We start from the raw sequence: 13,241 nt of genomic DNA, 5'->3' as shown, positions 1-13,241 counted from the left end.
GTGAGCGCCGCTTTCGCAGCAGAGCTAGATCACTTGATGATCACGTAGGCGGTGCCTACTTGATGATCTTGGTAACCCGGCCGGCGCCGACGGTACGGCCACCCTCGCGGATGGCGAACCGCAGGCCCTCGTCCATGGCGACGGGCTGGATCAGCTTGACGGAGATGTCGGTGTTGTCACCGGGCATCACCATCTCGGTGCCCTCGGGCAGGGTCACCACGCCGGTCACGTCCGTGGTACGGAAGTAGAACTGCGGACGGTAGTTGTTGAAGAACGGCGTGTGGCGGCCACCCTCGTCCTTGGACAGGATGTAGACGCTGCCCTCGAACTCGGTGTGCGGGGTGGTGGTGCCCGGCTTCACGATGACCTGGCCGCGCTCGACGTCCTCGCGCTTCACGCCACGAACCAGCAGACCGACGTTGTCACCGGCCTGGCCCTGGTCGAGCAGCTTGCGGAACATCTCGACACCGGTGACCGTGGTCTTGGTGGTGCCGGGACGGATGCCGACGATCTCGACCTCTTCGTTGACGTTGATCACGCCACGCTCGACGCGACCGGTCACCACGGTGCCACGACCGGTGATGGTGAAGACGTCCTCGACGGGCATCAGGAACGGCTTGTCGGTCTCGCGGACCGGGTCCGGGATCGACTCGTCGACGGCGTCCATCAGGTCCTCGACGGACTTGACCCAGGTCGGGTCACCCTCGAGCGCCTTCAGCGCCGAGACGCGGACGACGGGGGCGTCCTCGTCGAAGTCCTGAGCCGACAGCAGCTCCCGGACCTCCATCTCGACGAGCTCGAGGAGTTCCTCGTCGTCGACCATGTCGGACTTGTTCAGGGCGACCAGGATGTAGGGCACACCGACCTGGCGGGCCAGCAGCACGTGCTCGCGGGTCTGCGGCATCGGGCCGTCGGTGGCGGCCACCACGAGGATGGCGCCGTCCATCTGGGCCGCACCGGTGATCATGTTCTTGATGTAGTCGGCGTGACCGGGGGCGTCCACGTGGGCGTAGTGGCGCTTGTCGGTCTGGTACTCAACATGCGAGATGTTGATGGTGATACCGCGCTGACGCTCCTCGGGCGCATTGTCGATCTGGTCGAATGCGCGCGACTCGTTCAAATCGGGGTACTTGTCGTGCAGAACCTTGGTGATTGCTGCAGTCAGCGTGGTCTTGCCGTGGTCAACGTGACCGATGGTCCCGATGTTGACGTGCGGCTTCGTCCGCTCGAACTTCGCCTTCGCCACTGTGGTGTCCTCCTGGACTTGTTGGTGCTTGTACTAAGCAGTGTTGATGGGTATTGCGTTGTCTGCCAAGACAGCCGGTCTACTGACCAGTCGCCTTCGCGATGATCTCCTTCGACACGTTCGCCGGAACCTCGGCGTACGAGTCGAACACCATGGAGTAGTTGGCCCGGCCCTGGGTCTTCGACCGGAGGTCGCCGACGTAGCCGAACATCTCCGACAGCGGCACCTGCGCCTTGACGACACGCGCACCGCTGCGCTCCTCCATGGCCTGGATCTGACCACGGCGGGAGTTCAAGTCGCCGATCACGTCGCCCATGTAGTCCTCGGGCGTGGTGACCTCGACGGCCATGATGGGTTCGAGGATCACCGGCTGGGCGGACTGGGCCGCCTTCTTCAGCGCCTGCGAACCTGCCACCTTGAAGGCCATTTCCGACGAGTCGACGTCGTGGTAGGCGCCGTCGAGCAGCGTCACCTTGACGTTCACCAGCGGGTAACCGGCCAGCACGCCGTACTGCATGGCATCCTGCGCACCGGCGTCCACCGACGGGATGTACTCACGCGGGATACGGCCACCGGTGACCTTGTTCTCGAACTCGTAGGTCGCGCCGTCCTCGCCCTCGAAAGGCTCGAGGTTGATGATGACCTTCGCGAACTGGCCCGAACCACCCGTCTGCTTCTTGTGGGTGTATTCGACGTTCTGCACGGCGCGGCGGATGGTCTCCTTGTAGGCCACCTGCGGCTTGCCGACGTTGGCCTCGACCTTGAACTCGCGCTTCATGCGGTCGACCAGGATGTCCAGGTGCAGCTCGCCCATACCGCCGATGACGGTCTGGCCGGTCTCCTGGTCCAGGTGCACCTTGAAGGTCGGGTCCTCTTCGGCGAGCTTCTGGATCGCGGTGCCCAGCTTCTCCTGGTCACTCTTGGTCTTGGGCTCGATGGCGACCTCGATGACCGGATCCGGGAAGGTCATCGACTCCAGCACGATCTGGTTGTTCGGATCGCTCAGGGTGTCACCGGTGGTGGTGTCCTTGAGGCCGATCACCGCGTAGATGTGGCCGGCGGACGCCGATTCGACCGGGTTCTCCTTGTTGGAGTGCATCTGGAACAGCTTGCCCAGGCGCTCCTTCTTGCCCTTGGTCGAGTTGATGACCTGAGCGCCGGAGTCGACCTTGCCCGAGTACACCCGCACGTAGGTCAGCTTGCCGAAGAACGGGTGCGTGGCGACCTTGAACGCCAGGCCCGAGAACGGCTCGTCGGCCGACGGCTTACGAGAGATGATCTCGTCTTCCTTGCCGGGGACGTGTCCCTCGGCGGCCGGCACGTCCAGCGGGTTGGGCAGGTAGTCGATGACGGCGTCGAGCATGGGCTGCACGCCCTTGTTCTTGAACGCCGAACCGCACAGCACCGGGTAGGCCTCGCTGCTGATGGTCAGCTTGCGCAGACCACCCTTGATCTCCTCGACGGTGAGCTCCTCGCCGCCCAGGTACTTCTCCAGCAGCGCCTCGTCGGTCTCGGCGACCGCCTCGATCATCGCGGTGCGGTACTCCTCGGCCTTCTCCTGAAGGTCGGCCGGGATCTCGACAACGTCGTACTTCTCACCGAGCTTGGTCTCGCCGCGCCACACCTTGGCCTTCATCTCGACCAGGTCGACGACGCCCTCGAAGTCGTTCTCGGCGCCGATCGGCAGCTGGATCGGGATCACGTTGGCGCCGAGGCGGTCCTTCATGGTCTGCACCGAGAAGTAGAAGTCGGCGCCCAGCTTGTCCATCTTGTTGACGAAGCAGATGCGCGGGACGTCGTACTTGTCGGCCTGCCGCCACACCTGCTCGGACTGCGGCTCGACGCCTTCCTTGCCGTCGAAGACGGCGACGGCACCGTCGAGCACGCGCAGCGAGCGCTCCACCTCGACGGTGAAGTCGACGTGGCCGGGGGTGTCGATGATGTTGATCTGGTTGTCGTTCCAGAAGCAGGTGGTGGCAGCCGAGGTGATGGTGATACCCCGCTCCTGCTCCTGCTCCATCCAGTCCATCGTGGCGGCACCGTCGTGCACCTCACCGATCTTGTACGAGATACCGGTGTAGAAGAGAATGCGCTCGGTCGTCGTCGTCTTGCCGGCGTCGATGTGCGCCATGATGCCGATATTGCGGACCTTCGTGAGGTCGGTGAGCACGTCCTGTGCCACGGCTAGATTCCCACTCTTTCGCTTGCTTGGTTGCTATTGGTGTGCCCGCCGGCTCTGCGCCGAGCCGGCGCAGACGATCACCAGCGGTAGTGCGCGAAGGCCCGGTTCGCTTCGGCCATCTTGTGGGTGTCCTCGCGCCGCTTGACGGCGGCACCCAGGCCATTGCTGGCGTCGAGGATCTCGTTGGCGAGGCGCTCGATCATGGTCTTCTCACGGCGAGCCTTGGAGAAGCTGACCAGCCAGCGCAGGGCCAGCGTGGTCGAGCGCTCGGCCCGCACCTCGACCGGCACCTGGTAGGTGGCACCACCGACGCGGCGGCTGCGCACCTCAAGCGACGGCTTCACGTTGTCCATGGCGCGCTTGAGGGTGACCACCGGATCCGTGCCGGTCTTCTCCCGGGCCTGCTCCAGCGCACCATAAACAATGCGCTCGGCCAGCGATTTCTTCCCGTCCAGCAGGACTTTGTTGACCAGCTGGGTGACCAGCTGCGACCCGTAGACCGGATCGTTGACCAACGGGCGCTTCGGCGCGGGACCCTTGCGCGGCATCAGCTCTTCTCCTTCTTCGCGCCGTAACGGCTACGTGCCTGCTTGCGGTTCTTGACACCCTGGGTGTCCAGCGAGCCGCGGATGATCTTGTAGCGCACACCGGGGAGGTCCTTCACACGACCACCACGCACCAGCACCATCGAGTGCTCCTGCAGGTTGTGACCCTCACCCGGGATGTACGCGGTGACCTCGACCGCGCTGGTCAGGCGAACACGCGCGACCTTACGAAGCGCCGAGTTCGGCTTCTTCGGGGTGGTGGTGTACACGCGGGTGCACACGCCACGGCGCTGCGGGCTGCCCTTGAGCGCCGCGGTCTTCACCTTGGCGACCTTGTCGCGGCGACCCTTGCGGACCAGCTGGTTGATGGTTGGCATGTACCGGCTTTCTGTGTTGCTTCGTTGCTGCTGTTCTCGATGGTGCGTAAGTCTCTGTACTGCTCTTTCCGCCCTACCGCTTACCCCGCGATCGGGCGTGTCGCACGCACCAGAAACCCATCCGATCGATAGCATTCCGATGCCTGCAGACATACGAATCCGCCCGGCGCACAGGCATACCGACCGTTTTCCGGCAGCATGCGGCCCTGTCGACCAGGCACGGGGATCCACAATACCAGGGGTGCCCGCGCGCAACCAAACCCGTGCGTAACGGCCTTATCGCAGGTCAGACCGGGACTGCAACGGCACGTCAGCGCTTCTGCATACCCGCCGCCAGCCTCAGCACCATATCGGTGAACACCGCGTCGGTGTCGACGTCGTCCATCACCCCGGTCATCTCCAACAGCACGAACCCGTGCAACGCCGACCAGAATTCCAGGGCGGCGTAGAACGCGTTGTCGCCGTCGATGCCGTAGGAGGCCAGCGCCTCCAGCACGGGTCCCGCGGCGGCCCTGGTGGCGGCGGTGTATTCGGGATCGTCGCCGCCCAGCGGCATCCGGGTGAACGCGGAGTACCGGCCCGGATGGTGGTGGGCGTAACTGCGGTAGGCGCTGGCCATCGTGACGACGGCGTCGTCCCGGGTGCGGCCCTGACCGACCGCGTTGAGCATGCCGATGATGTCGTCGATCACCCGCATCCGGACGGTGCGGCGCAGGTCGTCCAGGCTCTGCACGTGGTTGTACAGCGACGGGCCCTTGGTGCCCAGCTGGGTGGCCAGGGCGTTGATGGTCAGCGCATCCCAGCCTTCGCGGTCCAGGAACACCAGTGCCGCGTTCACGATGGCATCGCGACTGAGTTTGGTCACTCGCGCTGCCATATTCGCGTTATCCCTCGCTTGATCGGCCGTGTTCCGGTGGGCACCCGCTGTCGGGTCAACGAAGGACTCTAGTTCACGCGGTCCTGGCTGAGCTGGGCAAGCTGCTCGGTGATCGTGCACAGATCGGGCAGCATCGCCGGATTCATGGTCTGGATGGACCACGTGATGACGTCGCGGCCCTTGGCGACGTAGATGCTGCAGGCGTTCGCGTCGAACGCCTTGAACCCCCGGTTGCCGTCCACGGCCAGTTCGACGACGGTGCGTCCGGCCTGCTGTTCCAAGCCCCGCTCGGTGTCCATGTCGCTGCCCCGGTACCACCAGGTGGAGATGCCCATCCCGGCCCCGAACGAGCCGATCAGCGTGTTCTCCTGCCAGAAGCAGCCGGCATCGCTGACCACGGCCGCACCGAACATCGCCCTGCCCGCCGCCGCGGTGATGTCCGCATCGGTGATGCCGTTGCAGTCGGTGCCGCGGAAGCCCGACTGCTCGGCGGTCGATGCCGCCGGGGTGTTGGGCCCGCCCGGCTCCCCCGCCGCGCCGCAGCCGGCCAGCACGGCCGCCGCGCACATCACGATCAGCGCCGCCCTCATGTCAGAGATCCGATTTCAGGGTCGCCGACAACAGCTTCTCCGCGTCCGGGCACGGGTCGCCGGTGGACTGGTGGCGGTATTGCACCCACCAGCTCAGCACTCCGCCGCCGCCGGCGGCGGTGGCCGCGCATGCGACACCCACCCCGTCGCGCCGGGCCAGGAAGCCGTTGTGCCGTTCGATGACGGTGTCGGTGATCTGCGCGCCGCGCTCGGCTGCCAGTGCGCGCTCCCGATCGAGGGTGCCGGTGTCGAACCAGGCGAACACCACGTCGATCACGGTGCCCTTGCGGTCCAGGACGTACTGGCACACCGCCCCGCTGTAGGGGCGCACGACCTTGTCGGCACCGAGGGTCTGGGACACCGTGCTGTCCTGCAACAGGCCGCAGCGGTTGTCCGCGTACCCGTAGCTGCGGTCGTCGGCCGGCCCGCCCGGCGTGGCCAACCGCGCAGTGCCACCGACGGTCTGGCTGCATCCCGGCGTCAGGGCCGCGACGATCACGCCCACCACCGCTGCAGTGCCACGCCGACGCATCGAGCACACGCTACCGAGGGACCACGCCCGCGGCGACCCCATCGGGCCGATCCGGTAACCGGTGATAACACGTTCTACCGTGGTCCCGGCAACGTACTCTTCTCAGGCAAGGGAGGTGGCGAAGGTGTCTGTGCAGACGATCCTGCGGTCCGCGGTGGCATGTGCTCTGGTGGTTCCGGCGGCCATGGCGTCGGCGGCACCCGCGGGCGCCAAGAACGGCGACACCCACATCACCGGCCAGGGTGTGGTGCAGACGCTGGACTGCAACAACGCGACGCTGTTCGTCACCGGCACCGGGAACACCATCAACGCCAAGGGCAGCTGCTGGGGCGTGGCGCTGCAGGGATCGTCGAACATCGTGATCGCCGACAACGTCGTCAACGACATCACCGTCTACGGCTATGACCAGACGGTGATCTATCACTCCGGAGACCCGGCGGTGATCGACCGCGGCCGTGAGCTCGGGATGACCAACCGCATCAACCGCGCCTGACCTTGTGCGACGGCTGCTCGGTCTGCTCCTGGTGTGCTGTGCGGCCGCGTGCGCGCCGGCCCCGGTGGCGGTGAAACCGGTGTCCACCAGCGTTCCAGGAGTCCCAGGGGTTCCCGACGTCCCCGTGCCGCCGGTATCGGACGCGGCCCGGGCGGTCGGCTTCGTCGACGTGCGCACGATCGTGCCGGACGCCGTCGTCGACCTGCGTTACGCCACCGCGGACAATTTCGTCGGCGAGCCGCTGTATCCGGCCGGTGCGCGGTGCCTGGTGCACGAATCGCTGGCCGACGGTCTGGCGACGGCCGCCGCGCGGCTGCGCGCCGACGGGCTGGTGCTGGTGTTCTGGGACTGCTACCGGCCGCATGACGTTCAGGTGCGGATGTTCGACGTGGTGTCCAACCCGGCCTGGGTGGCCAAGCCGGGCCCGTACTCGAAGAGCCACGAATCGGGCCGCTCGGTGGATGTGACGACGGCCGGCCGCACCGGATTGACCGATATGGGCACGGGTTTCGACGATTTCACCCCGGTGGCCAACGCCTACGCCACCGACGGGGTCAGCGCGGCCGCGCAACGCAACCGGGCGGTGCTGCGGGCGGCGATGACGGCGGGCGGATTCGCCCCGTACGCCGGTGAGTGGTGGCATTTCGACGGCCCCGGCGCGGGCGAGCGACGGCCCATCATCAACGTGCCGGTCACCTAGGCTGGATGTGTCGTCAGCTGGGTCGGGACCAGAATCGAGGGAAACATGCGATCCGTACACATCGTCGGTTCGGCCGCCGCGGCGCTTCTGACGCTGGGCCTGGCCGGCTGCGGCGCGGACAACTCCGAGGGCCCCGCGCCGACCGCGACCGCCGGCACGTCGGGCGCGCAGGTGGAGATCGGCAACACCATCAACTACGGGTCGTTCGGCACGTCGGCCGAAATCGACTGCGCTCAAGGTAAATCGCTCAATATCGGCGGTTCCAACAACACGCTGACCGTGAAGGGGACCTGCTCCAGCGTGAACATCGGCGGGGCGGACAACAAGCTGACCTTCGAGCATGTGGACAAGGAGATCAGCGTGGTCGGGCTGAACAATACCGTCGTCTACACAGACGGCAGCCCCAAGGTCGAGGATCTGGGGTCGGGTAACAAGATCAGCAAGGGTTAATCGGCCCGGGCGCCGTGCCGACCGGCCCCGTCGGCGAACCGCTTGGCGCCTGCCAGCGATTCGGCGGCCACCTGCTGGAGGCTACCGAATTCGAAATCCATTGCCGCCTGCTCGGATTCACCCCATTGATGCAGGGCGGAGAGGCGGTCGGCACGCAGGCACAGCTGCGGTGACGCGGCCAGTTCGGCGGCCAGTTCCTCGGCGGCCCGGCGCGCGTCACCCGTGGGGACCACCCGGTTGGCCAGCCCGATCGCCAGCGCCTCGGTGGCGTCGACCGCCCGCCCGGTGAGGATCAGATCCATGGCCCGGCTCTGCCCGATCAGCCGGGGTAGGCGCACGGTACCGCCGTCGATCAGCGGGACACCCCAGCGCCGGCAGAACACCCCGAACACCGCGTCCTGCTCGGCGATCCGCAGGTCGGCCCACAGCGCCAGTTCCAGCCCACCGGCCACCGCGTAACCGGCGACGGCGGCGATCACCGGTTTGGACAGCACCATCCGCGTGGGACCCATCGGGCCCGGGCCGGTGCGGTGGGTCTGATTCATCTCCGGAGTGCCGAAGGCCTTGAGATCGGCTCCGGCACAGAAGGTTCCGTTGTCGCCCCAGAGCACGGCGACGGCCGCCGAGTCGTCCTTGTCGAATTCGTCGAACGCCGCGTACAGCTGCGCCGCGGTCGGGCCGTCGACGGCGTTACGGGCCTGCGGCCGGTCGATGATCACCGTGGTCACCGGTCCGTTGCGTTCGGTGCGGACCCCTCCCCCGGTCGCTTCGCTCCTGCCCGCCGAACCTGTCATGTCGCCTCCACCTTGTCGCGTAGCGCCGCCAACTCGGCAGCGAATTCCTGGTAGGCACCGCGCAGTGCGTCACCCGGCCAGTCGGCGGGCAGCAATTCCGCGGGCAGCACCGGGTCGGTTACCAGGTGCCGGACGATGCCCGCCGCCGTCACGAATCGGCCGGGTACATCGCGGGCGGCCGCCATGTCGTCCAGCAGTGCCCGACCGGTCCGTGCCCACACCGGCAGATCCCACAGCAGGGCCGCGAGCCCGGCCGCGTCGTCGTCGCGGGAGCGCAGCACCCGTACCCGGTCGCCGGCGGGCACCGGCTGGGTCAGGTTGTCGGGCCGTAGCCACAACCCTTCGCGGAGCTCGCCGAACCGGCTGTGCGCCAAGGTGTTTCGCAGTTCGGCGCGGCTGCGCGCATCGGCACCGACGGCGGTGATCACGCACGTGAGCCAGTCCCCGTTCCAGGTCCGCAGCTGAGGCGCGATGGCGTCGTCCTGCCGGCGCTGCCTGGCCAGCAGGCGTTCCGACAGCCGGTATCCGTCGTCGGAGCGGACCAGATCCCCGGCGCCGACCATCCGGGTCAGCGCCACCCGCAGCGTGGCCTCCTTGATGTCGAAATCCGATGTCAGCCGGATCAATTCGGCCGTCGTCGCCCACGCCGGGTGCGCGCCGAGCAGCACGCTGAGCACCACGGACCTGGCCGTCAGGCGCAGCATCTCACACCCCGGAGGTGCGGCGACCGTAGTCCCCCAGCGGTTCGTCGCGGTGACGCACCGCCTCGCGGAAGCCGTGGGCGGTCGCGTCGGCGACGAAGGCGTGGCCCTCGGGGGTGTGCCTGGCGATACCGTCGAACACCGTGCTGACCATCTGGCTGGTCGCCACGCCCTGCTGCAGCAGTGCGGTGTTGCAGGCCAGCTTGGCCATGATGAGTTGGTTCACCGGCATCGCGGCGATGCGTTCGACGAGGCGTTCGGTCCGCTCGTCCAGGTCTTCCGGCGCGGGCGCCTCCACGGCCAGGCCCCATTCGGCGGCCTGCGCCCCGGTGATGCAATCGCCGGTGAACAGCAGCCTTTTCGCGCGTTGGTCCCCGAGCCGGTGCGCCCACAGACCGGCCGCGGGCACCCCCCACACCCGCATCGGCGGGTAGCCGATCTTGGCGTCGGCCGCGGCGATCACCTGGTCGGCGTGCAGCGCGATATCGGTACCGCCGGCGACACAGTAGCCGTGGATCTTGACCACCGTCGGCTTGTCCGCGCGCATCAGGCTGGCGAAGCCGCGGACGAAGCGGCTCATCATCTGATAGTCGATCATCGGATCCCAGGGCCGGTCCGGCAGGTGGTTGACGGCCTGGGTCCGGCCGTCCAGCACCGTGCCCTCGTACCGGCCGTCACCGCCGGCCGACGAGGTGCCGTCGGCGTAGGCGGACAGGTCGAATCCGGCGCAGAACCCCTCACCCCGCCCGGATACCAGGATCACGTGCACGGCCGGATCCAGGTCGGCCCGCTCGACACACGCCGCGAGTTCCAGCGGGGTGTCGGCGACGATCGAATTGCCCTTCTCCGGCCGGTTGAAGGTGATCCGCGCGACCCGGTCGGTGACCTCGTAGGTCATGGTTTTCAAGGGCGCCGTTTTCAAGGGCGCCGTCTTCGGATCGCTCATCCCTTGACCAGGGCGCGCTCGAGGATCGGGGCCAGGTCCAACCCGGCGGGCAGCGTGCCGTACGCCCCGCCCCACTGCCGGTCCAGCCGGGTGGCCAGGAACGCCTCGGCGACGGCCGGGTGACCGTGGCGGACCAGCAGCGCACCCTGCAGCGCCAGGCTGATGTCCTCGGCGATCTTGCGGGCCCGGTATTCGATGTTGTCGAAGTCGCTCAGCTGCGCCTTGAGGGCGGCGACGTGGGCGTCCAGGCGGGGCTCGGACGCCTGGGCCAGTTCGTCGAACAGCACCTCCACACACTCCGGCCGGGTTGCCATGGCGCGCAACGTGTCCAGTGCACTGACGTTGCCCGAGCCCTCCCAGATGCCCATCAGGGGTGCTTCCCGGTACAGCCGCGGCATGCCGGACTCCTCGGCGTAGCCGTTGCCGCCGAAGCACTCCATGGCCTCGGCCGCGTGCGGCGTCGCGCGTTTGCACACCCAGTACTTGCCCGCGGCCAAACCGATACGGCGCAGCAGGGATTCGCGTTCGTCACCGTGCACGGCCTTGTCGGTGGCCCCGGCCATCCGCATCGCCAGCATGGTCGCCGCCTCGGCCTCGACCGCCAGGTCGGCCAGCACGTTGCGCATCAGCGGTTGGTCGATCAGGTAGGCGCCGAACGCCTTTCGGTGCTGGGCGTGATGCACGGCGCGGGTCAGCCCGGTGCGCATGCTGGTGGCGCTGCCCAGTGTGCAGTCCAGCCGGGTCAGGTTGACCATCTCGATGATGGTCTTGACCCCGCGGCCCTCCTCGCCCACCAGCCAGGCGGTGGCACCGTCGTACTCGATCTCGCTGGAGGCGTTGGCGTGGTTGCCGAGCTTGTCCTTGAGCCGCTGGATGAACATGCGGTTGCGGGTGCCGTCGGGCAGCACGCGGGGCAGGAAGAAGCAGCTCAGGCCTCCGTTCCCCCCGTCGCTGCGCTCGCCCCTGCCGCCCGCCTGGGCCAGCACCAGGAAGATGTCCCCCATCGGCGCCGAGGTGAACCACTTGTGCCCGACCAGGGTGTAGCTGCCGTCGCCGTTCGGGGTGGCTTGGGTGGTGCCGGCGCGCACGTCGGAGCCGCCCTGCTTCTCGGTCATCGACATGCCGGCCGTGATCCCGGCCTTGGTGGCCGGCACCTTGAGTTCGGGGTCGTAGACGCGGCTGGTGAGCAGCGGCTCGTAGATCGCCGCGAGTTCGGGGTTGAAGCGCAGCGCGGGCACGACGGCGTAGGTCATCGAGATCGGGCAGACGTGCCCGGGCTCGGGGGTCCAGGCCGACATCTTGGCCGCTCGGACCACGTGCGCGCCGGGCCGGTCGTCGGCCCATGGCGCGGCGTGCAGGCCGTGGGTGATCGCCGCGTTCATCAGCTCGTGGTAGGCCGGGTCGTATTCGACCTCGTCGATGCGGTGGCCGTACCGGTCGTGGGTGTGCAGGATCGGCACGTTGCGGTCGGCCAGGTCGCCCCAGCGCTGGGCCTGCCGGCTGCCGCCGAGCGCACCGACCTCGTGCACCTCGTCGATGCCCCATTCGCCGCCCTCGCGGATGAGCGCCTCGGCGAGCGCGGGGAAGGTGGCGGCGTTGTAGTTCTCCAGCGGCGGGACCTGATTGGTCACGACATGGGTATCTCGCATGGTCCCACTGTTACACTTTTTCGACAGTCGCACAAGATCTGTAATATGTGTCCGGTGAAGCCGAATTCCGCCATCCGCGCCGCCGACCTGGAACTCACCCTGGAGCCGGTCCCTGACAGCTCCGCGCGCACCGGGGTGCACACGCTGACCGAATTCGGCGGACTGGAGATCGGCGTCTGGGAGATGACGCCCGGGGTGATGCCCGATGTCGAGGCCGACGAGGTGTTCGTCGTGCTCTCCGGTGCGGCGACCGTCGAATTCGCCGACGGCACAGCACCGTTGACGCTCGGCCCGGGCGACGTGGTGCGCCTGGCCGCCGGCACCGAGACGGTGTGGACGGTCACCGAGACGCTGCGGAAGGTCTACCTCGCCGGTTAGACGTTCTCGCGCAGGAAGGCGATATCGTCCTTGCGGCCCTCTTCGGAGGTCTCGCAGATCACCGGGGCGTCGGCGGCCTTGACCACCGCGGCCAGCAGTTGCGGGTCGATCTGGCCCAGGCCGAAGTTGGCGTGCCGGTCGGCACCCGAGCCGGCGGCGTCGCGGGAATCGTTGCAGTGCACCAGGTCGATGCGGCCGGTGATGGACCGGATCCGCTCCACCGCGTCGACCAGCGCCTCCCCCGCCGCCCACGCATGGCAGGTGTCCAGGCAGAAGCCGATTCCCTTGTCTCCGATGTGGTCCCACAACCGGGCGATGGTGTCGAAGTGGCGGGCCATCGCGTGGTCACCGCCGGCGGTGTTCTCCAGGTACACCGGGACCTCGGTGTTCAGTGCGTCGAGCGCCTTGACCCAGCGCTCGAAGCCGGCGTCCAGATCCTTGTCGTCGGCGTGCCCGCCGTGCACGATCACGGCGGTGGCGCCGATGGCCGCGGCGGCGTCGCAGGTGTCCTGCAGGATCTTGCGCGACGGGATGCGCACCTTGTTGTTGGCCGAGGCGACGTTGATCAGGTATGGCGCGTGCACATAGAGCGGCACGGTCGAGGCCCGCAGAATCTCGGCGTCGTCACGCGGAGCGGGTTTCTTCCAGCTCTGCGGGTTGCCGAGGAAGAACTGCACCACGTCGGCGCCGTCGGCGGTCGCGGCGGCCAGGGGATCTGCGTTGTCGACATGCGAACCGATGAGCACGTCGACCAGTCTAGGTGGCCCACGAGTGCAGCACC

At 67.6% G+C, this 13,241-nt stretch carries 16 protein-coding genes; 4 read left to right on the top strand and 12 right to left on the bottom strand.

Annotation, left to right across the window (positions count from 1 at the left end; all coding sequences use genetic code 11):
* Window positions 1-55 precede the first annotated feature (55 nt).
* The 7 genes from tuf to BN977_RS22235 all read right to left on the bottom strand — a co-directional run bounded on the left by tuf (window position 56) and on the right by BN977_RS22235 (window position 6,349).
* Complete coding sequence (gene tuf, locus BN977_RS22265) at window positions 56-1,246, bottom strand: elongation factor Tu (protein WP_024454172.1); 1,191 nt, start codon at window positions 1,244-1,246, stop codon at window positions 56-58.
* Between the two features lie 79 nt (window positions 1,247-1,325).
* A complete protein-coding gene (fusA, locus tag BN977_RS22260; RefSeq protein WP_234709715.1) occupies window positions 1,326-3,377 on the bottom strand; it encodes an elongation factor G in 2,052 nt (683 codons plus the stop codon).
* A gap of 128 nt (window positions 3,378-3,505) precedes the next feature.
* Window positions 3,506-3,976, bottom strand: a complete 471-nt coding sequence (gene rpsG / locus BN977_RS22255) for a 30S ribosomal protein S7 (protein WP_024454170.1) — start codon at window positions 3,974-3,976, stop codon at window positions 3,506-3,508.
* On the bottom strand, window positions 3,976-4,350 hold the full coding sequence (gene rpsL / locus BN977_RS22250) for a 30S ribosomal protein S12 (protein WP_019514018.1): 375 nt from the start codon (window positions 4,348-4,350) through the stop codon (window positions 3,976-3,978). The genes rpsG and rpsL overlap by 1 nt, the downstream gene beginning before the upstream one ends.
* 310 nt (window positions 4,351-4,660) lie before the next feature.
* A complete protein-coding gene (locus BN977_RS22245; protein WP_024454169.1) occupies window positions 4,661-5,227 on the bottom strand; it encodes a TetR/AcrR family transcriptional regulator in 567 nt (188 codons plus the stop codon).
* Window positions 5,228-5,295: 68 nt separating this feature from the next.
* Window positions 5,296-5,817, bottom strand: a complete 522-nt coding sequence (locus BN977_RS22240; protein ID WP_036401552.1) for a DUF3558 domain-containing protein — start codon at window positions 5,815-5,817, stop codon at window positions 5,296-5,298.
* 1 nt (window position 5,818) lies between these two features.
* Entirely contained in the window at window positions 5,819-6,349 is a 531-nt protein-coding gene (locus BN977_RS22235) for a DUF3558 domain-containing protein (RefSeq protein WP_051561809.1), read from the bottom strand.
* A gap of 124 nt (window positions 6,350-6,473) precedes the next feature.
* On the opposite strand from BN977_RS22235, the gene BN977_RS22230 reads away from it, so the two are divergent.
* The 3 genes from BN977_RS22230 to BN977_RS22220 are packed head-to-tail and all read left to right on the top strand — an operon-like array spanning window position 6,474 to window position 7,992.
* A complete protein-coding gene (locus BN977_RS22230; RefSeq protein ID WP_024454166.1) occupies window positions 6,474-6,842 on the top strand; it encodes a DUF3060 domain-containing protein in 369 nt (122 codons plus the stop codon).
* Window positions 6,843-6,846: 4 nt separating this feature from the next.
* Window positions 6,847-7,542: a M15 family metallopeptidase gene (locus BN977_RS22225; protein ID WP_407661204.1), complete on the top strand. Its 696-nt coding sequence runs from the start codon at window positions 6,847-6,849 to the stop codon at window positions 7,540-7,542.
* Between the two features lie 45 nt (window positions 7,543-7,587).
* Window positions 7,588-7,992, top strand: coding sequence for a DUF3060 domain-containing protein (locus BN977_RS22220; RefSeq protein ID WP_036401549.1), 405 nt, complete (start codon window positions 7,588-7,590; stop codon window positions 7,990-7,992).
* Here BN977_RS22220 and BN977_RS22215 read toward each other — a convergent pair.
* From BN977_RS22215 to BN977_RS22200, 4 genes are read right to left on the bottom strand one after another with little or no spacing between them, the layout of a single operon-like run.
* Window positions 7,989-8,786 carry a crotonase/enoyl-CoA hydratase family protein gene (locus tag BN977_RS22215; protein WP_051561807.1) on the bottom strand — a complete coding sequence of 266 codons (798 nt, stop codon included), beginning with the start codon at window positions 8,784-8,786 and terminating at the stop codon, window positions 7,989-7,991. The genes BN977_RS22220 and BN977_RS22215 overlap by 4 nt on opposite strands.
* Complete coding sequence (locus tag BN977_RS22210; protein WP_191262547.1) at window positions 8,783-9,490, bottom strand: PaaX family transcriptional regulator C-terminal domain-containing protein; 708 nt, start codon at window positions 9,488-9,490, stop codon at window positions 8,783-8,785. The genes BN977_RS22215 and BN977_RS22210 overlap by 4 nt, the downstream gene beginning before the upstream one ends.
* A gap of 1 nt (window position 9,491) precedes the next feature.
* Window positions 9,492-10,433, bottom strand: coding sequence for a crotonase/enoyl-CoA hydratase family protein (locus BN977_RS22205; RefSeq protein WP_051561805.1), 942 nt, complete (start codon window positions 10,431-10,433; stop codon window positions 9,492-9,494).
* A complete protein-coding gene (locus tag BN977_RS22200; protein ID WP_036401544.1) occupies window positions 10,430-12,082 on the bottom strand; it encodes an acyl-CoA dehydrogenase family protein in 1,653 nt (550 codons plus the stop codon). Before BN977_RS22200 ends, BN977_RS22205 begins: the two co-directional genes overlap by 4 nt.
* 45 nt (window positions 12,083-12,127) lie before the next feature.
* Here BN977_RS22200 and BN977_RS22195 point away from each other — a divergent pair, with 45 nt between their 5' ends.
* Window positions 12,128-12,460: a cupin domain-containing protein gene (locus BN977_RS22195; RefSeq protein WP_036401543.1), complete on the top strand. Its 333-nt coding sequence runs from the start codon at window positions 12,128-12,130 to the stop codon at window positions 12,458-12,460.
* On the opposite strand, the gene BN977_RS22190 is transcribed toward BN977_RS22195, so the two are convergent.
* On the bottom strand, window positions 12,457-13,206 hold the full coding sequence (locus tag BN977_RS22190) for a deoxyribonuclease IV (protein WP_024454158.1): 750 nt from the start codon (window positions 13,204-13,206) through the stop codon (window positions 12,457-12,459). The two genes, BN977_RS22195 and BN977_RS22190, sit on opposite strands and share 4 nt — an antisense overlap.
* Window positions 13,207-13,241 lie beyond the last annotated feature (35 nt).

The sequence above is a fragment of the Mycolicibacterium cosmeticum genome (genome assembly GCF_000613185.1).
GTDB lineage: Bacteria > Actinomycetota > Actinomycetes > Mycobacteriales > Mycobacteriaceae > Mycobacterium > Mycobacterium cosmeticum.
This window is presented reverse-complemented; position numbering and strand designations above follow the sequence as displayed.